At 52.3% G+C, this 25739-nt stretch carries 27 protein-coding genes and 1 rRNA gene; 18 read left to right on the top strand and 10 right to left on the bottom strand.

Going from position 1 to position 25739, the window contains the following annotated elements:
- Positions 1-99 (top strand): 5S ribosomal RNA (gene rrf / locus ACU8YC_RS22820); the annotation flags it as partial.
- 291 nt (positions 100-390) lie between these two features.
- Positions 391-1689 carry an MFS transporter gene (locus ACU8YC_RS22815; protein ID WP_210904466.1) on the top strand — a complete coding sequence of 433 codons (1299 nt, stop codon included), beginning with the start codon at positions 391-393 and terminating at the stop codon, positions 1687-1689.
- Here the strand turns inward: ACU8YC_RS22815 and ACU8YC_RS22810 are convergent.
- From ACU8YC_RS22810 to trxC, 5 genes are all read right to left on the bottom strand, one after another.
- Complete coding sequence (locus tag ACU8YC_RS22810) at positions 1686-2021, bottom strand: YfiM family lipoprotein (protein WP_446895775.1); 336 nt, start codon at positions 2019-2021, stop codon at positions 1686-1688. The two genes, ACU8YC_RS22815 and ACU8YC_RS22810, sit on opposite strands and share 4 nt — an antisense overlap.
- Positions 2022-2053: 32 nt before the next feature.
- Positions 2054-3409, bottom strand: a complete 1356-nt coding sequence (gene pssA / locus ACU8YC_RS22805) for a CDP-diacylglycerol--serine O-phosphatidyltransferase (RefSeq protein ID WP_414438429.1) — start codon at positions 3407-3409, stop codon at positions 2054-2056.
- Between the two features lie 114 nt (positions 3410-3523).
- Positions 3524-6184, bottom strand: a complete 2661-nt coding sequence (locus tag ACU8YC_RS22800; RefSeq protein WP_414438409.1) for a bifunctional acetate--CoA ligase family protein/GNAT family N-acetyltransferase — start codon at positions 6182-6184, stop codon at positions 3524-3526.
- Positions 6185-6220: 36 nt separating this feature from the next.
- The gene (gene tapT / locus ACU8YC_RS22795; RefSeq protein ID WP_187253577.1) at positions 6221-6919 is read right to left on the bottom strand and encodes a tRNA-uridine aminocarboxypropyltransferase; all 699 of its coding nucleotides are present in this window, start codon (positions 6917-6919) and stop codon (positions 6221-6223) included.
- Positions 6920-6988: 69 nt separating this feature from the next.
- Positions 6989-7408, bottom strand: a complete 420-nt coding sequence (gene trxC, locus ACU8YC_RS22790) for a thioredoxin TrxC (RefSeq protein WP_278238413.1) — start codon at positions 7406-7408, stop codon at positions 6989-6991.
- Positions 7409-7615: 207 nt separating this feature from the next.
- Here trxC and ACU8YC_RS22785 point away from each other — a divergent pair, with 207 nt between their 5' ends.
- Entirely contained in the window at positions 7616-8695 is a 1080-nt protein-coding gene (locus ACU8YC_RS22785) for a tRNA/rRNA methyltransferase (RefSeq protein WP_151217694.1), read from the top strand.
- 33 nt (positions 8696-8728) lie between these two features.
- Here ACU8YC_RS22785 and ung read toward each other — a convergent pair whose 3' ends face one another.
- A complete protein-coding gene (gene ung / locus ACU8YC_RS22780; protein ID WP_446895774.1) occupies positions 8729-9418 on the bottom strand; it encodes a uracil-DNA glycosylase in 690 nt (229 codons plus the stop codon).
- Between the two features lie 317 nt (positions 9419-9735).
- On the opposite strand from ung, the gene grcA reads away from it, so the two are divergent.
- On the top strand, positions 9736-10119 hold the full coding sequence (gene grcA, locus ACU8YC_RS22775) for an autonomous glycyl radical cofactor GrcA (RefSeq protein WP_003037563.1): 384 nt from the start codon (positions 9736-9738) through the stop codon (positions 10117-10119).
- Positions 10120-10198: 79 nt separating this feature from the next.
- On the opposite strand, the gene eamB is transcribed toward grcA, so the two are convergent.
- Positions 10199-10786, bottom strand: a complete 588-nt coding sequence (gene eamB / locus ACU8YC_RS22770) for a cysteine/O-acetylserine transporter (RefSeq protein ID WP_151217692.1) — start codon at positions 10784-10786, stop codon at positions 10199-10201.
- 102 nt (positions 10787-10888) lie between these two features.
- On the opposite strand from eamB, the gene ACU8YC_RS22765 reads away from it, so the two are divergent.
- Positions 10889-11785 (top strand): LysR family transcriptional regulator, encoded by an 897-nt coding sequence (locus ACU8YC_RS22765; RefSeq protein WP_446895773.1) that lies wholly within the window; start codon positions 10889-10891, stop codon positions 11783-11785.
- A 16-nt stretch (positions 11786-11801) separates the two neighbouring features.
- Here the strand turns inward: ACU8YC_RS22765 and srmB are convergent, their stop codons facing one another.
- The gene (gene srmB / locus ACU8YC_RS22760) at positions 11802-13130 is read right to left on the bottom strand and encodes an ATP-dependent RNA helicase SrmB (protein ID WP_003037569.1); all 1329 of its coding nucleotides are present in this window, start codon (positions 13128-13130) and stop codon (positions 11802-11804) included.
- Positions 13131-13260: 130 nt separating this feature from the next.
- Between srmB and trmN the strand changes: the two genes are divergently transcribed.
- Positions 13261-13998, top strand: a complete 738-nt coding sequence (gene trmN / locus ACU8YC_RS22755) for a tRNA(1)(Val) (adenine(37)-N(6))-methyltransferase TrmN (protein ID WP_187253574.1) — start codon at positions 13261-13263, stop codon at positions 13996-13998.
- Here the strand turns inward: trmN and nadB are convergent.
- A complete protein-coding gene (gene nadB / locus ACU8YC_RS22750; RefSeq protein WP_151217690.1) occupies positions 13983-15605 on the bottom strand; it encodes an L-aspartate oxidase in 1623 nt (540 codons plus the stop codon). The two genes, trmN and nadB, sit on opposite strands and share 16 nt — an antisense overlap.
- A 262-nt stretch (positions 15606-15867) precedes the next feature.
- On the opposite strand from nadB, the gene rseD reads away from it, so the two are divergent.
- From rseD to acpS, 12 genes are all read left to right on the top strand, one after another.
- Positions 15868-16032, top strand: coding sequence for a rpoE leader peptide RseD (gene rseD, locus ACU8YC_RS22745; protein WP_151217689.1), 165 nt, complete (start codon positions 15868-15870; stop codon positions 16030-16032).
- Positions 16029-16604 carry an RNA polymerase sigma factor RpoE gene (gene rpoE, locus ACU8YC_RS22740; protein WP_003037573.1) on the top strand — a complete coding sequence of 192 codons (576 nt, stop codon included), beginning with the start codon at positions 16029-16031 and terminating at the stop codon, positions 16602-16604. The genes rseD and rpoE overlap by 4 nt, the downstream gene beginning before the upstream one ends.
- Before the next feature lie 31 nt (positions 16605-16635).
- Entirely contained in the window at positions 16636-17286 is a 651-nt protein-coding gene (gene rseA / locus ACU8YC_RS22735) for an anti-sigma-E factor RseA (protein ID WP_047501529.1), read from the top strand.
- Positions 17286-18242, top strand: coding sequence for a sigma-E factor regulatory protein RseB (gene rseB / locus ACU8YC_RS22730; RefSeq protein ID WP_414438411.1), 957 nt, complete (start codon positions 17286-17288; stop codon positions 18240-18242). The genes rseA and rseB overlap by 1 nt, the downstream gene beginning before the upstream one ends.
- On the top strand, positions 18239-18703 hold the full coding sequence (gene rseC / locus ACU8YC_RS22725) for a SoxR-reducing system protein RseC (protein WP_187253573.1): 465 nt from the start codon (positions 18239-18241) through the stop codon (positions 18701-18703). Before rseB ends, rseC begins: the two co-directional genes overlap by 4 nt.
- Before the next feature lie 212 nt (positions 18704-18915).
- Positions 18916-20715, top strand: a complete 1800-nt coding sequence (gene lepA / locus ACU8YC_RS22720) for a translation elongation factor 4 (RefSeq protein ID WP_003037577.1) — start codon at positions 18916-18918, stop codon at positions 20713-20715.
- A gap of 15 nt (positions 20716-20730) precedes the next feature.
- The gene (gene lepB / locus ACU8YC_RS22715) at positions 20731-21705 is read left to right on the top strand and encodes a signal peptidase I (protein ID WP_042306654.1); all 975 of its coding nucleotides are present in this window, start codon (positions 20731-20733) and stop codon (positions 21703-21705) included.
- Positions 21706-21972: 267 nt separating this feature from the next.
- Positions 21973-22653: a ribonuclease III gene (gene rnc, locus ACU8YC_RS22710; RefSeq protein ID WP_003037579.1), complete on the top strand. Its 681-nt coding sequence runs from the start codon at positions 21973-21975 to the stop codon at positions 22651-22653.
- Positions 22650-23555, top strand: a complete 906-nt coding sequence (gene era / locus ACU8YC_RS22705) for a GTPase Era (RefSeq protein ID WP_446895772.1) — start codon at positions 22650-22652, stop codon at positions 23553-23555. Before rnc ends, era begins: the two co-directional genes overlap by 4 nt.
- A gap of 27 nt (positions 23556-23582) precedes the next feature.
- Complete coding sequence (recO, locus tag ACU8YC_RS22700; RefSeq protein ID WP_187258547.1) at positions 23583-24311, top strand: DNA repair protein RecO; 729 nt, start codon at positions 23583-23585, stop codon at positions 24309-24311.
- An 11-nt stretch (positions 24312-24322) separates the two neighbouring features.
- Entirely contained in the window at positions 24323-25054 is a 732-nt protein-coding gene (pdxJ, locus tag ACU8YC_RS22695; RefSeq protein ID WP_151217685.1) for a pyridoxine 5'-phosphate synthase, read from the top strand.
- Positions 25054-25434 carry a holo-ACP synthase gene (gene acpS / locus ACU8YC_RS22690; protein WP_003037588.1) on the top strand — a complete coding sequence of 127 codons (381 nt, stop codon included), beginning with the start codon at positions 25054-25056 and terminating at the stop codon, positions 25432-25434. The genes pdxJ and acpS overlap by 1 nt, the downstream gene beginning before the upstream one ends.
- On the opposite strand, the gene ACU8YC_RS22685 is transcribed toward acpS, so the two are convergent.
- Positions 25431-25691: a YfhL family 4Fe-4S dicluster ferredoxin gene (locus tag ACU8YC_RS22685; protein ID WP_096756130.1), complete on the bottom strand. Its 261-nt coding sequence runs from the start codon at positions 25689-25691 to the stop codon at positions 25431-25433. The two genes, acpS and ACU8YC_RS22685, sit on opposite strands and share 4 nt — an antisense overlap.
- Between the last annotated feature and the right edge of the window lie 48 nt (positions 25692-25739).

Below are 25739 nucleotides of genomic sequence, written 5' to 3'. Positions count from 1 at the left end.
GGTGGTCCCACCTGACCCCATGCCGAACTCAGAAGTGAAACGCCGTAGCGCCGATGGTAGTGTGGGGTCTCCCCATGCGAGAGTAGGGAACTGCCAGGCATCAAATAAAGTGAAGAAGCCCATCCTGCCGGATGGGCTTTTTTGCGTCTGTGCGCAGTGAAATCCGCCGGCTGCGGCGTGCCTGCCTTATCCGGCCCACAAAAGTCCGCACTATATCTGACCGATAACTCGGATCTATTCCTCGAACATATCTGAATCCTTTCTCTGCTAATTAAAACCGTGATCTTTCTCGCACAATAAAGCATAACAAATGTATAACATTTGATTCACCAAAAAATACACAACCATCATTGATAAATTCATGCGATCGTTGGCAGGGGTACAATTTTAATGGCTGATAGCAGTGTAACTGATAACGGGGCGCTGACAGACGGCGATACCCGTCGCCGTATATGGGCGATTGTCGGAGCATCATCAGGGAATCTGGTCGAATGGTTTGATTTCTATATTTATTCTTTCTGCTCTCTCTACTTTGCTCATATCTTTTTTCCATCTGGAAACACCACAACGCAACTCTTACAAACCGCCGGCGTTTTTGCTGCAGGTTTTCTGATGCGACCGATTGGCGGTTGGCTGTTTGGCCGCATCGCAGATAAGCATGGGCGTAAAAAATCTATGCTACTGTCCGTTTGTATGATGTGTATGGGATCGTTGGTGATCGCTTGTCTTCCGGGATATGAAACCATCGGCACATGGGCTCCTGCGCTATTGCTGCTGGCAAGACTCTTTCAGGGGCTGTCTGTCGGGGGGGAATACGGAACCAGTGCAACTTATATGAGTGAAGTGGCCGTTGAAGGTAAGAAAGGTTTTTATGCTTCATTCCAGTATGTGACGTTAATTGGCGGGCAGTTACTGGCATTGCTGGTTGTGGTCATATTACAGCAAACGTTAGAAGATTCAGCCCTAAGAGCGTGGGGGTGGCGTATTCCCTTTGCGCTGGGAGCCGTGCTGGCTATTGTTGCGCTATGGTTGCGTCGCCAGTTGGATGAAACCTCGAAACAGGATGTTCGCGCGCTGAAAGAAGCGGGATCTCTGAAAGGTCTGTGGCGTAATCGTAAAGCGTTTATCATGGTGCTTGGCTTTACCGCTGCTGGCTCGCTGTGTTTTTACACGTTCACAACCTACATGCAAAAATATTTGGTTAACACCGCCGGCATGCATGCCAACGTAGCCAGTGGGATTATGACAGCCGCGCTGTGCGTGTTTATGCTGGTGCAACCGCTGTTTGGTGCTCTGTCAGATAAGATTGGCAGACGTACTTCAATGCTGTGCTTCGGCGCGTTGGCCGCTATTTTTACTGTTCCCATTCTGACAGCATTGCAAAGCGTGACGTCCCCGTACATGGCGTTTACTCTGGTGATGTGTGCCTTGTTGATCGTGAGCTTCTATACATCAATCAGCGGTATTCTGAAGGCTGAAATGTTCCCAGCGCAGGTGCGCGCTCTGGGGGTTGGGTTATCTTATGCGGTGGCTAATGCCCTGTTTGGTGGTTCAGCCGAATATGTTGCGTTATCCCTGAAGTCTGTCGGTATGGAAACGACATTCTTCTGGTACGTTACAGCGCTGGCAGTCGTCGCATTTTTGGTATCATTGATGCTGCATGGGAAGGGGAAAGGTCTGCGCCTCTAGTAATGTGCCAATTGCCAGACCGCATAGCCGGTAGACGCGCCAGCAACATCCCAGGCGAAGTCCTTCCAGCTCCAGCCACTCCCAGCGGGGCGGCTGTCCCACAGCTCTTTTGACGCGCCCAGGCTGACTGAAAACATCAGGCCGATAGCCGCACTGCGATCGCGGCCGTTGCCCTGATGTTGGGCATATTCGTTTCCGGCTGCGGCAAGCATGGCGGAGGCGATAAAGTGTTGAGCCTTGTCTTGCCCACTCCAGCGGTCGTTAGCCATGTGGCTGCAGCCAGAAATGACCAGGATACTGGTAAGAATCAACAGACGCACCGTGGCCTCCATAGGAAAAACCCCGTCACTGGACGGGGTCTTGGTTACAGAATACGGCTAATTAATCTGTCGATACGAATACGGCGTAGTCGACGGATGAGCTTACGTACTTTGACTGGATAGTCGGCAATGCTCTGCAGGTCGCGATAGTGCTTAACGACGGTGGTATGCGTGCGGATGAGCTCCAGCTCTTTATCGCGCTGGGGAGTCAGCTCTTGCTTAGGATCGTGGATAAGAATGGCGTTTTCCAGATCCAGACGCCAGGCGCGAGGGTTAAGGTTGTTGCCAGTCAGCAGCATCCATTTATCATCAACCCACATGCCTTTCAGATGATAAGTGTTGTCATCATCTTTCCATAAGCGCACGACCAGCTGGTCGGTATTCACGTAATACTGCAGTCTGCTCAGGAAACGGCGTAGGTTAATTTCATACAGATAAGGCAGCGCGCCGATGATCTTAAATGGCTCATCTTCGGGAATGAAAAAGTCGTTGGCGGTTTTATCACCGACAATAATTTCGACCTTTTTCCCTTCACGCAGCAGCTGAATGATATTGCGCACCAGTATAGCTGGCAGGTTGAAATAAGGGGTACAGATTGTCAGCTTGTGCTCCGCGCAGGGCATAAGGTGGAAAATGGTCTTATTTAACAGACTGGATTTTCCAAGGCCCACCAAAGGCGTAACCGAAAGCTGTTCATTATCCGCATCCCCCTGAAAATGGAATGACGCATCACGCAGTTCCTGACGGTACAGGCGGATGTCATTTTTAATTTCCGGGCTTTTAGGGCGATTGATATCATCAAGGCGATTAACGCCACGACCGTTCATCAGGTTCTGCGTAACCCAATCGAACATAATATCGGCCATTTGTGCGTTGCGAATCAACTGATAACGGTCATAGCGATATTTATCATGCTGATGCAGATAAACATCGTTCAGACTGGCCCCGCTGTACAGGACGCTGTCATCGATGATAAAGCCTTTGAAATGCAGGACGCCAAGCGCTTCGCGGGTGTTAATCGGAACGCCGTAGACAGGGATATCAATACCCGGATTTTCCTGCGCCATTCGGCAATACCAGTCAGCGTTGGTATTCGATGCCGCGGCACCAATACGTCCACGCTGGGCTCGGTGCCAGTCGACAAGCACCCGTACTTCCAGCTCTGGACGCTGCCGTTTTGCCGCATAGAGCGCGTCGAGAATGCCTTTGCCACCGTCATCCTGTTCCAGGTACAGCGCAATAATGCAGATCCGTCGCGTCGCGCTGGCTATTTTTTCCAGCAGAGTCTCCCTGAAATTAGCGGGAGCATAAAAGAAATCTACATCATCAACTGACTGAGAAATCTTGGGTAGTTGGGCAAGGTGTTGTTGATGTTTATTACGCTTAAATTTTGACAACATCACAGTGCATTTCTTCTCTGTTCATTGGAGGGTCCTCTGTGCTATGCAGACGACATAAGCGGGCAATGATACCACCAGTACCCATTAATGTGGTCAACATTTCCAGTACCTTACTCACGATTCCTCGAATTGGGCCAGATCAAGCGTTAGCCCAACAATTCCCTCTTCGAGTTGGACGTCAACGACAAACCCGAGTTTTCGGGCCAAGGCGACCATCCCACGATTGTTTGGCATCGTAATACCATTCAAACGTATAAGTCCGTGATCTCGGGTATATGAAATTAACTTTTCCATCAACCGACGACCCAGCCCGAGCCCTTTGAGATCTGAACGTACCAGCACGGCAAACTCGGCGTCAACGTTATCAGGATCCGAGATTGCCCTCGTTACGCCGAGGATCTCTTGCTGATTATCTTTACAGCGTACTGCAACGAAGGCCATTTCCCGATCGTAGTCGATCTGCGTCATATTGGCTAAATCTTCATGGGTAAATTCGTTGATCTCACTGAAATAGCGATAATAAAGATCTTCTTTCGTTACCTGAGATATGAACTGCTGCAGATGAGGTTCGTCCTCCGGTAAAATGGGACGGAACAGGCAGTGTTCCCCGTTTTTCAACTCCACCCATTCTTCAAGCTGATGGGGGTAGGGACGGACAGCCAGTCGGCTTTCGTTGTCCCCCGTAAAAGGGGCAATGTCCAGTGTGACATCCAGGGCGGTAAATTCACCGGCGGAGGCCAGCAGCGGATGAATATCCAGCCGCTGAATTTCCGGACAATCGACGATCAGGTTGGAGACCTGCACCAGAAGCTGGCTTAACCCGGCGATATCCAGCGGGCGTAGTGCGCTGCGAGCGCGGATCTTTTTATTTTTGATTCCCTGGATAACCAGATAACGTGCCAGATTCATGTTCAATGGCGGCAAGGCCACCACGGCTTGCTCTTCTGGTCGCCACTCAACTCCGCCTTCGCCCAGCATAATCAACGGGCCAAATACCGGGTCGTGTTCAACGACAACGCGTAGCTCCTGAGCGCCAGCGCGATTTGCCATACTTTGTACTAATAAACCGTGAATGCGTGCCTGCGGCCAGGCCATTTTCACCCGATCAAAAATCGCATTGGCTGCCTGCTGCACCTCTGTTGCTGTACGCAGGTAGAGCATTACCCCCTGAACTTCCGATTTATGCGGGATATCAGGAGAACGCAGCTTGAGCGCCACTGGGTAGCCGATTTGCTCCGCGATGTGTACGGCCTCTGCACTGTCGCTGGCGATCCATGTCGGCAGTGTGTGTAAGCCATAGGCCTGTAAAATCGGCTGCACTTCATGGGTATCCAGCGACGTTGCGCCTTCTGCAATCGCCTGTTGTAACAGATTATGCGCTTCGGCGGTGTTGGTGGTCAGATTGTCGGGCAGCGCAGGCGTTTCACGCAGTTGCTTCTGGTTGCGCCGGTACTCCACCATATGCATAAACGCCGTGATGGTGCCTTCTGGCGTGCGGTAGGTTGGTAATCCGGCTTCGCTAAACAGTCTGCGTGCTTCCTGTGAGGAAAACTCTCCGCACCAGTTGGTCAGCAACGAGACGAACTTGCCGCGCGGATGATGCTTTACTGCTTCGATCAACGCTTGCGCGCTTTCGGTTCCTGGGGCGGCTGCGCTGGGTGAGTGAATCACCATTAGCGCGTCGAAATCCTGGCTGGCAAGCAAAATATCCACTGTCTTAACATAGTGCTCGCTGCTGGCGTCGTCCCGCAGATCCAGCGGGTTGGCGATGTCAACGTGTTCAGGTAACGCATCGCGTAATTTCTGGCAGGTATCTTCACTCAATGTCGCCAGCTTGCCATTTTTTGACCACAGTTCATCTAATGCCAGTGCGGCAGGCGCGGCTCCATTGCTAATGATCATCAGCCTGTCGCCACGCAGCGGGCGCATGTGGCTCAGGGTTTCCACTGCTGAGAACAGCTCGTGAGTGTCTTGTACGCGTAATAAACCGGCGCGCTGAATAGCTGCATCCCACGCCGGATCCATCCCTGCGCTGGTATGCAGCAGGCGCTGAGCCGCCGGACTGCGACCACTTTTGATCACCAAAATGGGTTTGTTGCGCGACGCGCTACGTGCGGCGGAGACAAAGCGGCGGGCATCGCTTAAATGTTCGAGATACAGCAAGATCGCACTGGTTTTGCTGTCGCGGGCAAGGTAATCAAGCAACTCATCAACGTCGATATCCAGGCTGTCACCCAGCGCGATAAACCAGGAAAAACCCATGTCGCGCTGCTGTGCCCAGTCCAGAATGGTGTTAGAAATCGCCGCCGACTGGGAAATAAATGCCAGCTTACCGCGCTTGATGGGGACGGGGGAAAAGCTGGCGTTAAGCCCCTGCCAGGGCGCGAGAAGCCCCAGACTGTTGGGACCCAGCAGACGTATGTTGTAGCGTGATGCGCAGACCAGCAGCTCCGCGTGTTGCGTCGTGGGAGCCGAGAGAATAATGCAGGTTTTACAGCCTTTCTCGCCAAGCGCTTCGAGCAACGTCAGGTTGCGGCTGGCATTGGTGCACAACACGGCGAGATCGGGGCTAAAAGGCAGGCTGCTGATATTGGGCCAGGCCAGTACGCCCAACACCGCTTTCCAGGCGGGCGTCACCGGTAAAACAGGTCCGTTGAAACCACCTGCAAGCAGATTACGCATCATCAGGTAACCCGCGCGATTAGGCTTCATTGACGCCCCAATCACCGCAATAGATTTCGGTCGCAGGAGTGCTTCCAGACCACGCTGACTCATATCGGCTTCCTTAATGACACCAGTGACCGAATGATTCTAAACGCTTTCTGACGAGTCTGCTGTGACGCTTCCCTGATGTTGCGTTTTTCCTGCCAGGTAGCGTGTTTTAAAACGCGTGAAGTGCTCACCTAATCCTTCGGCTGCCTGCGTATCGCCTGCCAGATCCAGTAAAGCGATTGCCACTTCGGCAGTGCAATATTGCCCCTCGGCATGAACTTCGCGCAGATGGTAAGCGGAAAGGCGTGACAAATCGACGGAGATCACCGGCAGGTTATCAAGGTACGGGCTTTTGCGAAACATTTTGCGTGCCTCAGGCCAGGTGCCGTCGAGCATGATAAACAATGGGGGCTTACCGGCTGGTGGCGTGAAAATCACTTCACGCTCTTCACCCGCATAGGAGGCCGGGAATACAACCATCGGCTGGTAATCCGGATTTTTCACCAGTTCCAGCAGCGCCTGCGGTGGCTCGGTACGTGACCACTGAAAAGCCGTTGTTTCGGGGAGGATATCGGCAATTAAACGCCCGGTATTGCTGGGTTTCATCGGTTCAGTATCAAACATCACCAGGCAAAAACGGCTTTTCGCCTGAGCTGGTGTCAGCGTTTCACACAGGCACAGTTTCAGCGGTAGCAGGCAGCGCTGACAGCGACGGATGCGATTACCTCGGGCAAGAAAAGGGCGCGTGGCGCGCGCAAGACGCTCGGCACGTAACTGGAGAACGGCGTTATTGGTCATGGGGAAGCACGTTGAAAAATGCTATTGTCTCAAAGGACAAAACGGGGCACAAGATGTGCCCCGCAGAGTTTATAATGATTCGTTAAGCCAGCTATCAAACGGGGCCTTAGGTACGGCACCATTAAGCATGTCAACGATTTCACCTTTTCTGAAGATCATGATGGTCGGAATGCTGCGGATACCGAAGCGGGTGCTGAGCTCACGTTCGGCTTCCGTATTCACTTTCACAAAACGTACTTTACCGCTACGCTCTTCCGCGACATCTTCAAAAATTGGGGCGAAGTTGCGGCATGGACCACACCAGGGGGCCCAAAAATCAACCACCACCGGGAGATCGTCTTTTAACAGTTTATCCAGTGTTTCACCGGTCGCATTGATCACCTCCCCATCAAACAGATCGTGACCACAGCGTCCGCATTTAGCCGCTTCCTGGACACGATCGTCGGGGATGCGGTTGATAGCCTGGCAGCTGGTACAAACGGTATTCATAACTAACCTCTGGATGAGTGGAGTGGACTTCCCGGCAGTAATGCCAGTATGTTTCTATTATGTTACATATTATCAGGGAGTCTGTTCTAAACAACAATGCGTTTTATTCAATGAGTACAATAGTCCTTAGCTTTTAAATGAAATAATGGCTAACGACGTGCACATCGGGTAATCTGCGCGCTTCGCGCAGAGCAGGTGGAGAAAAACATGAGCGACGAACTGAAGAACAAAAACGGCAAGGTCAAAGTGATGTACGTCCGCAGTGACGATGACTCGGACAAACGCACCCAAAATCCACGTACTGGTAAAGGCGGCGGTCGCCCCGGTACTTCCCGAGCCGAAGGCGGTCGTCGCCCTGCCCGTGATGACAGAAAGGGTCCGAACAGCGAACGAGGCCGTGAACGTGGCCGTGACCGCGATGTAGAACGCGACCGCAGACGTGAAGATTCACCATGGCGTACCGTGTCCCGCGCACCGAGTGATGATGCACCGGAAAAAGCCGATCACGGCGGTATCAGCGGCAAAAGCTTTATCGATCCGGAAGTATTACGTCGCCAGCGCGCGGAAGAAACGCGCGTTTACGGTGAGAATGCCTGCCAGGCTCTGTTCCAGAGTCGTCCGGACGCTATCGTCCGCGCCTGGTTTGTTCAGAGCGTAACCCCGCGTTTTAAAGAAGCATTACGCTGGATGGCGGCAAACCGCAAAGCCTACCACGTGGTTGACGAAGCCGAACTGGCGAAAGCTTCCGGCACTGAACACCATGGTGGCGTTTGTTTCCTGATCAAAAAACGTAACGGTACTACCGTTAAGCAGTGGGTGAGTCAGGCGGGGGCGCAGGATTGCGTACTGGCGCTGGAAGACATCGCCAACCCGCATAACCTGGGCGGCATGATGCGTAGCTGTGCGCACTTTGGTGTGAAAGGCGTGGTGGTGCAGGATGCGGCGCTGCTGGAATCGGGTGCGGCTATCCGTACTGCTGAAGGTGGGGCAGAGCACGTTCAGCCGATTACCGGTGACAGTATTGTCGATGTGCTGGACGATTTCCGTAACGCAGGTTACACGGTAGTGATGACCTCAAGCGTGAAAGGCAAACCGCTGTTTACGACCACGCTGCCGGAAAAAATGGTGCTGGTATTAGGGCGTGAGCGTGAAGCTCTGCCAGAAGCGGCATGCTCAGCCGACGACCTGTGCGTGGCGATTGACGGTACCGGCAAGGTAGAAACACTCAACGTTTCTGTCGCGACCGGCGTACTGCTCGCGGAATGGTGGCGTCAGAACAAAGCCTGATAATAAAAATGCCAGCGAATCGCTGGCATTTTTTTACTCGCTTTCTGCGGGTAATACCGGCATCCAGTCAATCGGTTTTTCACCTCGTTGTTCCAGCCATTTATTAGCCAGTACAAAGTGATTGCAACCAAAGAACCCGCGATGCGCAGAGAGCGGTGATGGGTGTGGCGCTTTCAACACATGGTGACGCTGCGCATCTATAATCGCGCCTTTCTTCTGTGCGTGAGAACCCCAGAGCAGGAAAACCACGCCTTCCCGATGTTGATTAATCAGGCTAATCACTTTATCGGTAAATGTTTCCCACCCGAGACTGGCATGCGAATGAGCCTGGCCGGCGCGGACGGTAAGCACGGTGTTGAGTAACAGTACGCCCTGGCGTGCCCAGCTTTCCAGATATCCGTGCGTGGGGCGGGTGAAGCCGGGAATTGTTGCTTCCAGCTCTTTGTACATGTTCAGCAACGAAGGCGGAGTGGCAATCCCCGGACGAACAGAGAACGCGAGACCGTGTGCCTGGCCTGGGCCGTGGTAGGGGTCTTGTCCCAGAATGACGACTTTAACGTCGCCAAGTTCGGTAAAGCGAAATGCGTTAAATACATCTTTTTGCGGAGGGTAAATAGTCATACCCGACTGACGTTCGCTCGCTACTGTATGCAGCGTGTTAACAAAATAAGGCTGCTGTTTTTCTTCAGCCAGCACATCGTGCCAGGTTAATTCGGTGGCCATCTCGCTCTCCTGCGAATTTTCAATCCCTCTAGCTTAACTGCTTCTTTCAGCGTCGCAAAATTCTGTACGTTTCTCAAGGGGCTACCCCTTAAAGATAGTTGAAAATTTATGTAAAAAGTTTAGTGCTGAATATGACGTAAGTTGATGTAAAACAATAAAATCCACCTATCACCACTTTTGATGTGTGGTTTTTGTTGATTTAAATCAAAGATTCAAGGGTGGGTGAGGGGTATATATACACTCAAGCAACAATGGTTTTACCAATTGGCCGGATGACGGCCAACCGAGATCAAATAATTTTGCCGGGGAGGCATCAAATGATTACAGGTATCCAGATTACTAAAGCTGCAAACGACGACCTGCTGAACTCTTTCTGGCTGCTGGACAGCGAAAAAGGCGAAGCACGCTGCATCGTTGCGAAAGCAGGTTTCAATGCCGATGAAGTCGTTGCCGTCAGCAAACTGGGTGAAATCGAATACCGTGAAGTACCGGTAGACGTACAGCCGGAAGTCCGTGTGGAAGGTGGTCAGCATCTGAACGTAAACGTTCTGCGTCGTGAAACGCTGGAAGATGCGGTTAAGCATCCGGAAAAATATCCGCAGCTGACCATTCGTGTTTCAGGTTATGCAGTGCGTTTCAACTCTCTGACTCCAGAGCAGCAGCGCGACGTTATTGCCCGTACCTTTACTGAGAGCCTGTAAGGTTCACGGGGAATAACCCCGTCCAGCAGAGAATCTATAAGCGGAAGATGCCAGTGCGTCTTCCGCTTTTTTATATCCGTTAGTAAAAAATCCTCACCGCACAATACACCAACAGTAATGCCAAAATGATATTCAGCTGCCGACCGTAACGGCGAAAGATGCGCTGAAAAAGATGGCCCGCCAGCGCCCAACAGGCATTCCCGAAGGTGCCGATAAGCGCCAGAAGAAGACTCACTCCAATCAACCACTGCGCGTCCTGCGTATACGGCAATACAAATGTGGATAACGCGGTAATGCCGTACAAAATAATTTTGACGTTAACAAACTGCAGGCCAAAACTCGCCCAGAAGCTAATGGGTTCTGACTGTAAACCATCGTTTGTCGCCGGGCTGGTGGCAATCTTCAGCGCCAGCCACAGAATATAAGCGGCTCCGGCCCAACTGAGCCAATGGATGATGGCCGGGTCTATATTCGCCAGCGAAAACGAAATCCCGGCGCACATCAGCATGACGATTAAAAAACCAAGACTCATTCCGGCCAGAACGCGCGTACTCTGACGAAAACCGTGTGACGTTGCGGCACTGAGCGCAAGGATGTTGTTTGGCCCGGGAGTTAACGCGGTAATCAATGTATAGGTCCAGAATGCACTTAAAAGGGTGGGGGTCACTTGTTATCTCCTCTGTTTTGGTAGACAGTACCCGAGATAAAACATTTAAAAAAATGAATGTTTTTGCATTCTGAGTTCGATATTTTCGATGGGTTGGTGCGGATGGATTTACGTCGGTTTATTACGCTAAAAACAGTGGTAGAAGAAGGTTCATTCCTGCGGGCTTCACAAAAGCTTTGCTGTACGCAGTCAACGGTTACCTTTCATATTCAACAGCTTGAGCAAGAACTCTCGGTGCAGCTGTTTGAAAAAATTGGTCGCCGGATGTGTCTTACCAGCGAAGGAAAACGGCTGATGCCGCATATACATGACCTGACGCGTGTGATGGCCTCAATTCGTCAGTCCGTACAACAGGATGCGCAGCCGAGCGGCGATCTGCGCGTCGCCACCGGTGAAACGCTGCTGGCATATAAAATGCCGCAGGTTTTACAGCGATTTAAACAACGTGCGCCCCATGTGCGGCTGTCCTTACAGTCGCTCAACTGTTATGTCATTCGCGATGCGCTACTCAGTGATGAGGTCGACCTGGGCGTATTTTATCGTGTAGGTAATGACGATGCCCTTGAGATGATGCCGCTGGGTGATCAGTCACTGGCGCTGGTTGCGTCGCCTCTGCTGCAGCACGTTGATTTCACCCGGCATAACCAGCACATTCCCTGCAGCTTTATCATTAATGAACCGCAATGTATTTTCAGACAACGCTTCGAGGGACTTCTGCGTAAACGGCAGATTACACTGGAAAATACCATTGAGTTATGGAGCATTGAAAGCATCAAGCAGTGCGTATCGGCAAATCTTGGGGTCAGCTTTTTGCCGCATTTTGCCGTTGAGAAGGAGCTACGTTCAGGGGAATTGATTGAATTACCGTTTAGTAAACAGCCCGAGTTAATTACGGCATTGTGCGGCTATCATGCCGGGAAAACCGTTAGCCCGGCGATGCGGGTGTTTATTGAGTGTATTGAAGAGAGCTTTGCGACGCATGAAAAAAAGCCGGGCTAAATGGCCCGGCATTCGGTTACTCTTTGTCGGACTGCTGAGTAGCAGCTCCGCTCGGCTTACGACGTTTGCCGATATTTTTGGCGTCGCGGTGACGTTTTTTCACCCGTGGCTTCTCTTTCTCTTTTGCTTTTTTCTCGGCACGCTTCGCCAGTACTTTCTTGGATGGCTTGCCGTTAGATTTCTCACTTGGCGCGCGCGTGGTTGGACGCAATTCGTCGATGACGCGTGCTTTCAGTGGCTCGTCAATATAGCGGCTCGCTTTGCCAAGCAGCAGGTGATCATGCGCTTCAACCAAAGAGATTGCAGTACCTTTACGGCCTGCACGACCGGTACGGCCAATGCGGTGCAGATAAGCATCGCCACTGCGCGGCATGTCGAAGTTAAACACATGGCTGACGTCAGGAATATCGATCCCACGAGCGGCAACGTCGGTGGCAACCAGCACATTCACACGACCATCAGTCAGGCGTTTGATCGCTTCATTGCGTTTGTTCTGCACCATCTCACCTTCGAGGTAGCAGTTATTGATGCCCGCCTGGCGCAGCCAGCCCGCCAGCTCGTGCACACGCTCGCGTTTACGTACAAAGACAATCGAGCGGGTCGCTTCTGGCTGTTTTAACAGATGGATCAGCAGGGCAGTTTTGTGCTCGATGTCATCGGCACGGTAGTAAAACTGATGGATCTTCTTGCGTTCGCGGGTGGACGGATCCGCCGAAACTTCGACAGGATCTTCCAGCAGGCGCTCGGCAAAGTCTTTGATCGCATCGCCTTCCAGCGTGGCGGAAAACAGCATCGTTTGCTTGCGCCAACGGGTTTCACCCGCGATATGCTCAATGTCCTGGGCAAAGCCCATATCCAGCATACGGTCTGCTTCATCGAGGATCAGCGTCTCAACCGCATGGCAGTCGAAGTTCTCTTCTTTAATATATTGCAGCAGACGACCGGTGGTAGCGACCACGATGTCCTGGTTTTCGCTAAAGACTTCCATGTGGTTCATGTAAGCCACGCCCCCAGTAATAGTCGCGATATCCAGATGTGTATTCTTCGCCAGTTCACGGGCATGTTCAGCAACCTGCATCGCCAGTTCACGCGTTGGCGTCAGAATTAAAATGCGTGGCGGACCCGATTTTTTGCGCGGGAAGTCGAGCAGGTGCTGCAACGCTGGCAGCAAATATGCCGCCGTTTTACCGGTGCCTGTCGGCGCAGAACCGAGTACATCACGGCCATCGAGCGCAGGCGGTATGGCGGCAGCCTGAATGGCGGTCGGGCGAGTGAAACCTTTTTCCTGGAGGGCATCCAGAAGGCTTTCATCGAGTTCAAGTTCGGAAAAAGTCGTTACAGTCATGTTCTACCTCTGAGTGGGGCGCTGATTATAGACGTTACGGCTGCAATCTTCATCTGTTTGTATGGATATACCTTCTCAGGTATTGTTTTTATCCTATGTTATCGTTTTTTTTCCAGGAAGGTTGTTCTTCATGCCCCAGTCTACATCCGTACTTAGACGTAATGGATTTACTTTTAAGCAGTTTTTTGTGGCACACGATCGTTGTGCAATGAAAGTCGGAACGGACGGCATTTTATTGGGGGCCTGGGCGCCCGTTGCTGGTGTTAAACGAATCCTGGACATTGGTACCGGGAGCGGTCTATTGGCGCTGATGTTGGCCCAACGTACTGATGAAAACGTCATCATTGACGCCGTGGAGCTCGACGTTGACGCCGCGCAGCAGGCGCAGGAGAACATCGCGCAATCTCCGTGGAAGCATCGCATGAACGTGCATACGGAAGATGCCCAACAGTGGATACCACGCCAGACCGTGCGTTTTGATTTGATCATCAGCAATCCTCCCTATTATGAACAGGGCGTGGAATGTGCTACGCCGCAGCGCGAGCAAGCACGCTACACCACCACGCTCGATCATCAAGCATTGCTTACGCTGGCGGCGGACAGCATTACGGAAGACGGTTTTTTTTGCGTGGTGCTACCGGAGGAGATTGGTAACGCATTTACTCAGCTGGCACTTGGCATGGGCTGGCACCTGCGATTGCGCACGGATGTAGCAGAAACCGAGGCCCGTCTACCGCATCGGGTATTGCTGGCATTCTCCCCGCAGGCCGGGGAGTGCTTTAGCGACAGACTGGTGATCCGTGGGCCAGACCAACGTTACTCTGAAGGTTACACGGCACTGACCCAGGCGTTCTATCTGTTTATGTGATGACTGAGCGGCGAGAGAATTGACGGGCCTGCCTCTGGAAGCTGTTCTGGATAATCCAGCGTGTAGTGCAGGCCCCGACTCTCTTTGCGCATCATCGCGCAGCGGACAATCAGCTCAGCAACTTGCACCAGATTGCGCAATTCCAGTAAGTTGTTCGACACACGGAAATGCGCATAATACTCGTCGATTTCCTGTTGCAGCATGGTGATACGGCGCAGGGCGCGTTCCAGACGTTTAGTGGTGCGCACAATACCGACGTAATCCCACATAAACAGCCGTAGCTCATGCCAGTTATGCTGAATGACAACCAGCTCATCCGGATTTTCTACCCGGCTTTCATCCCAGCCAGGGAGCGTGCTGACGCCGCGCGCATAAGGCATACGCCTGTCGATATCTTCCGCAGCGGACCAACCGTAAACCAGGCACTCCAGTAATGAGTTCGACGCCATTCGGTTAGCACCATGCAGGCCGGTGTAACTCACTTCGCCAATTGCATATAGCCCGTCGACATCCGTACGACCAAAGTCATCCACCATCACCCCGCCGCAGGTATAGTGCGCGGCAGGAACAATGGGGACCGGCTCTTTGGTCAGATCAATACCCAGTCCCAGCAATTTTTCGTAAATCATTGGAAAATGCTGACGAACAAATTCTTCGGGCTTATGGCTGATGTCGAGGAACATACAGTCAGCGCCAAGGCGCTTCATTTCGTGGTCAATGGCGCGGGCGACAATATCTCTGGGAGCCAGTTCGCCACGCTCGTCAAAATCGGGCATAAAGCGTGAACCGTCCGGGCGCTTCAGGTGTGCGCCTTCGCCACGTAGCGCCTCGGTCAGCAGAAAATTGCGTGCCTGCGGGTGATACAGCGCCGTCGGGTGAAACTGGTTAAACTCCAGATTAGCGACACGGCATCCTGCACGCCAGGCCATCGCAATGCCGTCGCCCGAAGAAATATCCGGATTTGTGGTGTATTGATACACTTTTGATGCGCCACCGGTAGCCAACACTACTGACTTCGCATGGCAGGTCTCAACGGCTTCCTTATTACGGTTCCAGATCCAGGCTCCGACAACCCGACGCGTTCCCGGCAGACCGATTTTATCAGAGACAATCAGGTCGACGGCATTGCTGCGTTCGAGAACCCGGATGTTGGGATGATTTTGCGCCTGGCTGACGAGGGTGGTTTCAACTTCTTTGCCGGTGGCATCCGCCGCATGCAGAATGCGTCGATGGCTATGACCGCCTTCACGGGTCAGATGGTAACTCTCTTCACCGTTGGGCTGAACCTGCGTATCAAATAAGACACCCTGATCGATAAGCCACTGAACGCAGCTACGGGCATTACTGGCGACAAATTCCACCGCATGGCGATCGCACAGGCCGGCTCCGGCAATCAGCGTATCTTCAACGTGGGAGTCGATGCTGTCGGTTTCATCAAACACCGCGGCAATACCGCCCTGGGCGTAAAACGTTGAACCTTCGCTGACCGGACCTTTGCTCAGAACAATGACCTGATGTTTTTCCGCTAGCCGCAGCGCCAGCGAAAGTCCAGCAGCTCCGCTGCCAATGATCAGCACGTCACAGGATAATTCAGGAGTCGTATTCATGTTTTTTGTTTAATTTACTAAACAGTGTATGGTCACCATAGCACCACATTGGGCGATACTGCACGTTTTATTTTTATATGTGTTGCAATGACTAAACATGATAGAAAAGCGTGACGAGGGTGAAATGAGCAAAAATATTTTGTGAAGCAGGCCGTTAGCATCAGATTATGTGATGAAATAAAGTGCCCGTTGGGTTACTCTGCTGGCGGTGAAATGGGCATTTCTTACAGATAGTGCGTTGATTGGGTTATGTAGACTTATAATGAGATATAAGACCTGTCTACAACATGACAAACAAAAAACAATGCGTAACGGAACTTTACGAAACTTGAGCACTCTAAGCATTTGCTTGCTCATAGTGAAGCTGATGGAGTGGCGTTTCGAAAGCGCGTGGAAATTTGGTTTGGGGAGACTTTACCTCGGATGAGCGAGCAGTTAACGGACCAGGTCCTGGTAGAACGGGTCCAAAAGGGAGATCAGAAAGCCTTTAACCTACTGGTAGTGCGCTATCAGCATAAGGTGGCGAGTCTGGTTTCTCGCTATGTACCGTCGGGTGATGTACCCGATGTCGTACAAGAAGCATTTATCAAGGCCTATCGTGCGCTGGACTCGTTCCGGGGGGATAGTGCTTTTTATACCTGGCTGTATCGTATTGCGGTCAATACAGCGAAGAATTACCTGGTCGCTCAGGGGCGTCGTCCACCTTCCAGTGATATAGATGCGATTGAAGCAGAAAATTACGAAAGTGGCGGTGCGCTGAAAGAAATTTCGAACCCTGAGAACTTAATGTTGTCAGAAGAACTGAGACAGATAGTTTTCCGGACTATTGAGTCCCTCCCGGAAGATTTACGCATGGCAATAACCTTGCGGGAGCTGGATGGCCTGAGCTATGAAGAGATAGCCGCTATCATGGATTGTCCGGTGGGTACGGTGCGTTCACGTATCTTCCGAGCGAGGGAAGCTATTGATAATAAAGTTCAACCGCTTATCAGGCGTTGACGATAGCGGGATACTGGAAAAGGTATTAGGCATGCAGAAAGAAAAACTTTCCGCTTTAATGGATGGCGAAACGCTGGATACTGAGTTGCTCAAAGAGCTGGCTCACGACCCGGAAATGCAAAAAACCTGGGAGAGTTATCACCTGATTCGCGATTCCATGCGAGGTGATACCGCCGACGTTCTCCATTTCGATATTTCCGCCCGCGTAATGGCCGCCATCCAGGATGAGCCAGTACGTCAGACGGTGCCATTGATTCCTGAGGCCCAGCCAGCACCGCACCAGTGGCAGAAAATGCCGTTCTGGAAGAAAATGCGTCCGTGGGCCGCGCAGCTTACTCAAATGGGTGTTGCCGCGTGTGTATCACTTGCAGTTATTGTTGGCGTCCAGCACTATAATGGGCAATCTGAAACGTCCCAGCAGCCCGAAACACCGGTATTTAATACATTACCGATGATGGGTAAAGCCAGTCCGGTAAGCCTGGGTGTACCTTCTGACGCGACGGCCAGCGGCGGTCAGCAACAGCAGGTACAGGAGCAGCGTCGTCGTATTAATGCCATGTTGCAGGATTACGAACTGCAACGTCGACTGCACTCTGAACAGCTTCAGTTTGAGCAGGCCCAAACACAGCAAGCCGCTGTACAGGTGCCAGGAATTCAAACTTTAGGAACGCAATCGCAGTAATGAAGCAACTTTGGTTTGCCATGTCACTTGTGGCTGGTGGCCTGTTCTTCTCTGTCAACGCCTCGGCCAATCCTGCGTCCGGGGCGTTGTTGCAGCAGATGAATCTGGCCAGCCAGTCGCTAACCTATGAGCTGTCATTTGTCAGCATCAATAAACAGGGTGTTGAATCCCTACGTTATCGCCATGCTCGCCTGGATAACCGTCCGCTAGCACAACTGTTGCAAATGGATGGGCCGCGCCGGGAAGTGGTGCAACGTGGCAATGAAATCAGCTATTTTGAGCCAGGTCTTGAACCGTTCACGTTGAATGGCGACTATATCGTTGACTCTCTGCCATCCCTGATTTATACCGACTTCAAACGTCTTGCTCCCTACTATGATTTTATCTCAGTAGGCCGCACCCGCATTGCCGACAGGCTCTGTGAAGTGATCCGCGTGGTAGCCCGAGACGGTACGCGTTACAGCTATATCGTCTGGATGGACACAGAGACCAAGCTGCCGATGCGTGTTGATCTTCTTGACCGTGATGGCGAAACGCTGGAACAGTTCCGCGTCATCGCCTTTACCGTAAACAACGGCGTCAGCGACAGCATGCAGACGCTGGCAAAGGCCAATCTGCCGCCGTTGCTGTCAGTTCCTGCGGGAGAGAAAACCAACTTTAACTGGAGTCCGTCGTGGTTGCCGCAAGGCTTCAGCGAAGTTTCCAGCAGTCGACGCCCGTTGCCGACGATGGATAACATGCCGATCGAATCGCGGCTTTATTCTGATGGCCTGTTTAGTTTTTCTGTGAACGTAAACCGTGCGACGCAAAACAGCGCCGAGCAGCTGCTGCGTACCGGGCGTAGGACGGTCAGCACCAGCGTGCGTGACAACGCGGAAATTACGATTGTGGGTGAGCTCCCACCACAAACGGCGAAGCGTATCGCGGACAATATCAAGTTCAGGGCAGCACAATGATTAAAGAGTGGGCGACAGTCGTCTCCTGGCAAGATGGCCTGGCGACGGTTAGCTGTGACGTTAAAGCATCATGTAGCAGCTGCGCTTCCCGGGCTGGATGTGGGAGTCGCGTGCTGAACAAACTTGGGCCACAGACCACACATACCATTGTGGTGCCGAGTGACGAACCCTTAACACCCGGACAAAAAGTTGAACTGGGCATTGCCGAGGGTAGCCTGTTGGGATCAGCGATGCTGGTCTATATGTCACCGTTAGCGGGACTTTTTCTTTTCGCGGCGTTGTTCCAGGTGCTGTTTGGTTCCGACCTTGCGGCGTTAAGCGGTGCGGTACTGGGTGGCGTGGGCGGATTCCTGATAGCCCGTGGATTCTCTCGTAAGCTTGCTGAGCGTGAAGCCTGGCAGCCGGTCATTCTGAACGTTGCTCTCCCGCCTGATCTCATTCGCATTGAAACCCAGCAGTGATACCTTTGCCGGAGGGAGGTAACGCCATCCGGCAAAAGTTTCACCGACTTTGCGTAGTTGTTTCCAGTTCCCACTATCCTTGCTCTATGAACATTTCCTCGCCTCAGCGTTGTAGTGTAGAATGCGGCGTTTCACTTAAACAGACGTTAAGCTCAGAACAGCGACTTCTCAGAGCCTGCTCAGGCGGGCGTAAGGCACAATAATTACACTATATGAAGAACATACGTAACTTTTCAATCATAGCTCACATCGACCACGGTAAATCGACGCTGTCTGACCGTATTATCCAGATCTGCGGTGGCCTGTCTGACCGTGAAATGGAAGCGCAGGTTCTCGACTCGATGGATCTTGAGCGTGAGCGCGGTATTACTATCAAAGCGCAGAGCGTGACGCTCGATTTCAAAGCATCTGATGGTGAAACCTATCAGCTTAACTTTATCGACACCCCGGGCCACGTTGACTTCTCGTATGAAGTTTCCCGTTCGCTTGCCGCCTGTGAAGGCGCACTGCTGGTGGTTGACGCCGGACAGGGTGTCGAAGCGCAGACCCTGGCTAACTGCTATACCGCCATGGAAATGGATCTGGAAGTGGTGCCGGTTCTGAACAAAATCGACCTGCCAGCCGCCGATCCTGAGCGCGTAGCAGAAGAGATTGAAGACATCGTCGGCATCGACGCGACTGATGCGGTTCGCTGCTCGGCGAAAACCGGCGTGGGCGTGACCGACGTGCTGGAACGTCTGGTGCGCGACATTCCGCCGCCGGAAGGCGATCCGGAAGGTCCGCTGCAGGCGTTGATTATCGACTCCTGGTTCGATAACTACCTGGGCGTGGTTTCGCTGGTGCGTATTAAAAACGGCACCATGCGTAAAGGCGACAAAATTAAAGTGATGAGCACCGGTCAGGTCTACAATGCCGACCGTCTGGGGATCTTCACACCAAAACAGGTTGATCGTACCGAGCTGAAATGCGGCGAGGTAGGTTGGTTGGTGTGTGCAATCAAAGACATCCTCGGCGCACCGGTTGGCGATACCCTGACGCAGGCACGTAACCCGGCAGACAAACCGTTGCCAGGCTTTAAAAAAGTGAAGCCGCAGGTGTACGCTGGTCTGTTCCCAGTGAGCTCTGACGACTACGAAAACTTCCGTGACGCCCTCGGCAAGCTGAGCCTCAACGACGCCTCCCTGTTTTATGAACCGGAAAGCTCGACCGCGCTGGGCTTCGGCTTCCGTTGTGGCTTCCTTGGTCTGCTGCACATGGAGATCATTCAGGAACGTCTGGAGCGTGAATACGATCTGGATCTGATCACCACCGCGCCGACCGTAGTTTACGAAGTTGAAACTACGGCGAAAGAGACTATCTACGTCGATAGCCCGTCCAAGCTGCCGCCGCTGAACAACATCTACGAACTGCGTGAGCCGATCGCTGAGTGTCACATGCTGCTGCCGCAGGCTTACCTTGGCAACGTGATCACCCTGTGTATCGAGAAGCGCGGCGTTCAGACCAACATGGTTTACCACGGTAACCAGGTGGCGCTGACCTACGAAATCCCGATGGCGGAAGTGGTACTCGACTTTTTCGACCGTCTGAAGTCGACTTCGCGCGGCTATGCGTCGCTGGACTATAACTTTAAACGATTCCAGGCGTCTGACATGGTGCGCGTTGATGTCCTCATCAACAACGAACGTGTCGATGCGCTGGCGCTAATCACCCACCGCGACAATTCCCAGAGCCGTGGCCGCGAACTGGTTGAGAAGATGAAAGATCTGATCCCTCGCCAGCAGTTTGATATCGCGATTCAGGCAGCCATTGGTACGCACATCATTGCGCGTTCAACGGTTAAGCAGCTGCGTAAAAACGTTCTGGCGAAATGCTACGGTGGCGATATCAGTCGTAAGAAAAAGCTGCTGCAAAAACAGAAAGAGGGTAAAAAGCGCATGAAGCAGATCGGTAACGTCGAACTGCCGCAGGAAGCCTTCCTCGCCATTCTGCATGTCGGTAAAGACAGCAAATAACCTTAAGGAGTTGGCATGGCGAACATGTTTGCCCTGATTCTGGTGATTGCCACACTGGTGACGGGCATTTTGTGGTGCGTAGATAAATTCATCTTCGCACCAAAGCGCCGGGAGCGTCAGGCAGCAGCGCAAGCTGCTGCAGGTGATTCACTGGATAAAGCAACGCTAAAAAAAGTAGCCCCTAAACCGGGCTGGCTGGAAACTGGAGCATCCGTTTTCCCGGTACTGGCGATTGTGCTGGTGGTACGTTCATTTATTTATGAGCCGTTCCAGATCCCGTCAGGTTCGATGATGCCGACGCTGCTTATCGGGGACTTTATCCTGGTGGAGAAATTCGCCTATGGGATTAAAGATCCTATTTACCAGAAAACGTTGATCGAAACTGGCCATCCGAAACGCGGTGATATTGTGGTGTTTAAATACCCGGAAGATCCGCGTCTGGACTACATCAAACGCGCTGTCGGTTTACCGGGAGACAAAGTGACCTACGATCCGGTGGCGAAAGAGGTCACGATTCAGCCAGGATGCAGTTCTGGTCAGGCGTGTGAAAACGCGCTGCCGGTGACGTATTCGGATGTTCAGCCAAGTGATTTCGTGCAGACCTTTGCCCGTCGTAACGGTGGGGAAGCGACCAGCGGCTTCTTTGAAGTTCCTCTGAATGAAACGAAAGAAAACGGTATTCGCCTCTCCGAGCGTAAAGAAACGCTGGGTGAGGTAACGCACCGCATTCTGACCGTGCCAATCGCGCAGGATCAGGTGGGAATGTATTACCGCCAGCCTGGCCAGCAACTGGCAACCTGGATCGTCCCTCCGGGACACTACTTCATGATGGGTGATAACCGTGACAACAGCGCGGACAGCCGTTACTGGGGATTTGTGCCGGAAGCGAACCTGGTGGGTAAAGCGACCGCTATCTGGATGAGTTTCGACAAGCAAGAAGGCGAATGGCCGACCGGTGTACGTTTAAGCCGTATTGGCGGTATTCACTAATCGCTGATAATCGTTCACGTTGTCGTCATTATGGCGGCAGCGTGAATTATTTCTCGGATAAATTCCCGCAGACTAACGACATCCCTTGTCGTTGTGTATAGAATATTCCCCCGAAGTTTTAGGTTGGCACCGACAGGTTGCCACGGCACACGAAACAGCGTTGGTTTGTATAAATGCATTTAGCTAAAGCCAAATGGCTAAGCGAAGTGCGTATATCAGGTCTGTTTCGTGTGCTGAATTGTTGACGCATTCATTTATTGGTATCGCATGAACCCCATCGTAATTAATCGGCTTCAACGGAAGCTGGGCTACACTTTTAATCATCAGGAGCTGTTGCAGCAGGCATTGACTCACCGTAGCGCCAGCAGCAAACATAACGAGCGTTTAGAATTTTTAGGCGACTCTATTTTGAGCTTTGTTATCGCTAATGCGCTTTATCACCGTTTCCCGCGAGTGGACGAAGGTGATATGAGCCGCATGCGCGCAACGCTGGTTCGCGGCAATACGCTTGCTGAATTAGCCCGTGAGTTTGACCTCGGTGAATGTTTACGTTTGGGGCCTGGTGAGCTGAAAAGCGGCGGCTTCCGCCGTGAATCGATCCTGGCTGATACCGTTGAAGCTTTAATTGGCGGCGTCTTCCTCGACAGCGACATTCAAACCGTTGAGCAACTGATCCTGAACTGGTATCAGACTCGTCTGGATGAAATTAGCCCAGGCGATAAACAAAAAGATCCGAAAACGCGCTTGCAGGAATATTTGCAGGGTCGCCACCTGCCGCTGCCGTCTTATCTGGTGGTGCAGGTTCGTGGTGAAGCACACGATCAAGAATTTACTATCCACTGCCAGGTCAGCGGCCTGAGTGAACCGGTGGTTGGCACAGGTTCTAGCCGTCGTAAGGCTGAGCAGGCTGCCGCCGAACAGGCGTTGAAAAAACTGGAGCTGGAATGAGCATCGATACAACTTACTGCGGATTTATTGCCATCGTCGGTCGTCCGAACGTCGGCAAATCCACCCTGTTAAATAACCTGCTTGGGCAGAAGATTTCCATTACCTCACGTAAGGCTCAGACAACACGTCACCGTATTGTTGGCATCCATACTGAAGGCGCGTATCAGGCGATTTATGTTGATACCCCGGGCCTGCATATGGAAGAAAAACGGGCGATCAACCGCCTGATGAACAAAGCGGCGAGCAGCTCGATTGGTGATGTTGAACTGGTTATTTTCGTTGTGGAAGGAACCCGCTGGACGCCGGACGACGAAATGGTGCTTAACAAGCTGCGCGACGGTAAAGCCCCGGTTATTCTGGCTGTGAACAAAGTAGACAATGTTCAGGAAAAAGCCGATCTGCTTCCGCACCTGCAGTTCCTGGCAAGCCAGATGAATTTCCTCGATATCGTCCCGATCTCTGCCGAGACGGGTTTGAATGTGGATATCGTTGCGGACATCGTACGTAAGCATCTGCCGGAAGCTATTCATCACTTCCCGGAAGATTACATCACTGACCGTTCTCAGCGTTTTATGGCTTCTGAAATCATCCGCGAAAAGCTGATGCGTTTTCTGGGGGCTGAACTGCCGTATTCTGTCACCGTGGAGATTGAGCGTTTTATCTCTAACGAGCGCGGTGGCTACGATATTAACGGTCTGATCCTCGTTGAACGTGAAGGACAGAAGAAGATGGTTATTGGCAACAAAGGAGCCAAAATTAAAACCATCGGCATCGAAGCGCGTAAAGACATGCAGGAGATGTTCGAAGCGCCTGTTCACCTCGAACTGTGGGTGAAAGTGAAATCTGGCTGGGCCGATGACGAACGAGCGTTGCGTAGCCTCGGTTACGGCGACGACGTCTAAACCCATCTTCTGAAACACGGCGAGTATATGGAAGGATGGCAACGAGCCTTTGTCTTACATAGTCGCCCCTGGAGCGAAACCAGTCTCGTGCTGGACGTCTTCACGGAAGAGTCGGGTCGCGTGCGCCTGGTGGCTAAAGGCGCACGTTCCAAACGCTCCAATCTTAAAGGCGCACTCCAGCCTTTTACCCCGTTGTTGCTTCGCTTTGGTGGACGTGGAGAGGTCAAAACCCTACGTAGTGCTGAAGCCGTTTCTCTGGCACTCCCTCTTAGCGGTATCACGCTGTACAGCGGCTTGTATATCAACGAACTTATCTCCCGCGTCCTTGAGTACGAGACCCGCTTTTCTGAACTCTTTTTCGATTATCTGAACTGTATTCAGGCGCTGGCTGGCGCCACAGGTTCGCCAGAACCCGCGCTGCGTCGTTTTGAGCTGGCCTTACTTGGACATTTGGGATACGGCGTCGATTTTACCCACTGTGCGGGCAGCGGCGAGCCGGTAGACGACACCATGACCTATCGTTACCGGGAAGAAAAAGGGTTTATTGCCAGCATTGTTATTGATCACAACACTTTTACGGGACGCCATCTCAAAGCGCTTGAGTCGCGTGAATTTCCCGATGTCGATACGTTACGCGCCGCGAAACGCTTTACCCGCATGGCGTTAAAGCCGTATCTTGGTGGTAAGCCGTTAAAAAGCCGGGAACTGTTCCGGCAATTTATGCCAAAACGAGCAGTAAAAACAAATAATGATTAACGAGGATTGTCATGGCTGAATTACTGTTAGGCGTCAATATTGACCACATTGCCACATTACGTAATGCACGCGGTACCGCATATCCGGATCCGGTTCAGGCGGCATTTATCGTTGAACAGGCGGGCGCGGATGGTATTACCGTACACCTGCGTGAAGACCGTCGTCATATCACCGACCGTGACGTACGTATTTTGCGCCAGACGCTGGATACGCGCATGAATCTGGAAATGGCGGTCACCGAAGAGATGCTGGAGATTGCCGTTGAGACTAAGCCGCATTTTTGCTGCCTGGTGCCGGAAAAACGTCAGGAAGTGACTACTGAAGGTGGTCTGGACGTCGCCGGCCAGCGAGATAAGATGCGTGATGCCTGCAAACGCCTGGCGGACGCAGGCATTCTGGTTTCGCTGTTTATCGATGCCGATGAAGAGCAGATTAAGGCTGCTGCTGAAGTCGGCGCGCCGTATATCGAAATTCACACAGGCTGTTACGCCGATGCGAAAACCGACGCTGAACAGGCCAGCGAACTGGCGCGTATCGCCAAAGCGGCAACCTTTGCCGCCAGCCTTGGCCTGAAGGTAAATGCAGGTCACGGCCTGACATACCATAACGTTAAAGCCATCGCGCGAATCCCGGAAATGCACGAGCTGAACATTGGACATGCCATTATCGGACGCGCGGTGATGAGCGGTCTGAAAGATGCAGTTGTCGAAATGAAACGTTTGATGCTGGAAGCGCGTGGCTAATGGCGATTCTGGGATTAGGCACGGATATCGTGGAGATTGCCCGCATTGAGGCGGTGATCTCACGTTCCGGCGACCGTCTGGCAAGACGTGTGCTCAGTGACAACGAATGGGCTATCTGGGAGACGCATCAGCAGCCGGTGCGTTTTTTGGCGAAGCGTTTTGCGGTCAAAGAGGCGGCAGCAAAAGCCTTTGGGACGGGTATCCGCAACGGTCTGGCATTTAATCAGTTTGAAGTCTTTAACGATGAACTCGGTAAGCCGCGTTTGCGGTTATGGGGAGAGGCGTTAAAACTGGCGGAAAAACTCGGTGTCGCACATATGCATGTGACGCTGGCTGATGAGCGTCACTACGCCTGCGCTACGGTGATTATCGAGAGTTAAAGTTTGTCTGCGTGATGCATCAGGACAAACTTATCCCACAGCTGCTCTTCCGTTTCGATATGTGCCGGATCTTTCAAAATAGTATTGGGGATCGGGCACACCTTCTGGCAGGTTGGCGTGTCGTAATGGCCTACGCATTCCGTACATTTGTCACTGTTAATCTCGTAAATGCTGTCACCCATCGAAATTGCCTCATTCGGGCATTCGGGCTCGCACATATCGCAATTGATACACTTTTTAGTGATTAACAGGGCCATCAGGAAACTCTCAAAACATCACAAATCGGGCGGGCATTATACGCGCAT

This window comes from Citrobacter sp. VF227 (assembly GCF_052950715.1).
This window is presented reverse-complemented; position numbering and strand designations above follow the sequence as displayed.

What these genes read in the sequence shown, in the direction of transcription:
- ACU8YC_RS22815 (WP_210904466.1), top strand. Translation starts at nt 391, where the DNA reads ATGGCTGATAGCAGTGTAACTGATAACGGGGCGCTGACAGACGGCGAT.
- ACU8YC_RS22810 (WP_446895775.1), bottom strand. Translation starts at nt 2,021, where the DNA reads ATGGAGGCCACGGTGCGTCTGTTGATTCTTACCAGTATCCTGGTCATT.
- pssA (WP_414438429.1), bottom strand. Translation starts at nt 3,409, where the DNA reads ATGTTGTCAAAATTTAAGCGTAATAAACATCAACAACACCTTGCCCAA.
- ACU8YC_RS22800 (WP_414438409.1), bottom strand. Translation starts at nt 6,184, where the DNA reads ATGAGTCAGCGTGGTCTGGAAGCACTCCTGCGACCGAAATCTATTGCG.
- tapT (WP_187253577.1), bottom strand. Translation starts at nt 6,919, where the DNA reads ATGACCAATAACGCCGTTCTCCAGTTACGTGCCGAGCGTCTTGCGCGC.
- trxC (WP_278238413.1), bottom strand. Translation starts at nt 7,408, where the DNA reads ATGAATACCGTTTGTACCAGCTGCCAGGCTATCAACCGCATCCCCGAC.
- ACU8YC_RS22785 (WP_151217694.1), top strand. Translation starts at nt 7,616, where the DNA reads ATGAGCGACGAACTGAAGAACAAAAACGGCAAGGTCAAAGTGATGTAC.
- ung (WP_446895774.1), bottom strand. Translation starts at nt 9,418, where the DNA reads ATGGCCACCGAATTAACCTGGCACGATGTGCTGGCTGAAGAAAAACAG.
- grcA (WP_003037563.1), top strand. Translation starts at nt 9,736, where the DNA reads ATGATTACAGGTATCCAGATTACTAAAGCTGCAAACGACGACCTGCTG.
- ACU8YC_RS22765 (WP_446895773.1), top strand. Translation starts at nt 10,889, where the DNA reads ATGGATTTACGTCGGTTTATTACGCTAAAAACAGTGGTAGAAGAAGGT.
- srmB (WP_003037569.1), bottom strand. Translation starts at nt 13,130, where the DNA reads ATGACTGTAACGACTTTTTCCGAACTTGAACTCGATGAAAGCCTTCTG.
- trmN (WP_187253574.1), top strand. Translation starts at nt 13,261, where the DNA reads ATGCCCCAGTCTACATCCGTACTTAGACGTAATGGATTTACTTTTAAG.
- nadB (WP_151217690.1), bottom strand. Translation starts at nt 15,605, where the DNA reads ATGAATACGACTCCTGAATTATCCTGTGACGTGCTGATCATTGGCAGC.
- rseD (WP_151217689.1), top strand. Translation starts at nt 15,868, where the DNA reads ATGAGATATAAGACCTGTCTACAACATGACAAACAAAAAACAATGCGT.
- rpoE (WP_003037573.1), top strand. Translation starts at nt 16,029, where the DNA reads ATGAGCGAGCAGTTAACGGACCAGGTCCTGGTAGAACGGGTCCAAAAG.
- rseA (WP_047501529.1), top strand. Translation starts at nt 16,636, where the DNA reads ATGCAGAAAGAAAAACTTTCCGCTTTAATGGATGGCGAAACGCTGGAT.
- rseB (WP_414438411.1), top strand. Translation starts at nt 17,286, where the DNA reads ATGAAGCAACTTTGGTTTGCCATGTCACTTGTGGCTGGTGGCCTGTTC.
- rseC (WP_187253573.1), top strand. Translation starts at nt 18,239, where the DNA reads ATGATTAAAGAGTGGGCGACAGTCGTCTCCTGGCAAGATGGCCTGGCG.
- lepA (WP_003037577.1), top strand. Translation starts at nt 18,916, where the DNA reads ATGAAGAACATACGTAACTTTTCAATCATAGCTCACATCGACCACGGT.
- lepB (WP_042306654.1), top strand. Translation starts at nt 20,731, where the DNA reads ATGGCGAACATGTTTGCCCTGATTCTGGTGATTGCCACACTGGTGACG.
- rnc (WP_003037579.1), top strand. Translation starts at nt 21,973, where the DNA reads ATGAACCCCATCGTAATTAATCGGCTTCAACGGAAGCTGGGCTACACT.
- era (WP_446895772.1), top strand. Translation starts at nt 22,650, where the DNA reads ATGAGCATCGATACAACTTACTGCGGATTTATTGCCATCGTCGGTCGT.
- recO (WP_187258547.1), top strand. Translation starts at nt 23,583, where the DNA reads ATGGAAGGATGGCAACGAGCCTTTGTCTTACATAGTCGCCCCTGGAGC.
- pdxJ (WP_151217685.1), top strand. Translation starts at nt 24,323, where the DNA reads ATGGCTGAATTACTGTTAGGCGTCAATATTGACCACATTGCCACATTA.
- acpS (WP_003037588.1), top strand. Translation starts at nt 25,054, where the DNA reads ATGGCGATTCTGGGATTAGGCACGGATATCGTGGAGATTGCCCGCATT.
- ACU8YC_RS22685 (WP_096756130.1), bottom strand. Translation starts at nt 25,691, where the DNA reads ATGGCCCTGTTAATCACTAAAAAGTGTATCAATTGCGATATGTGCGAG.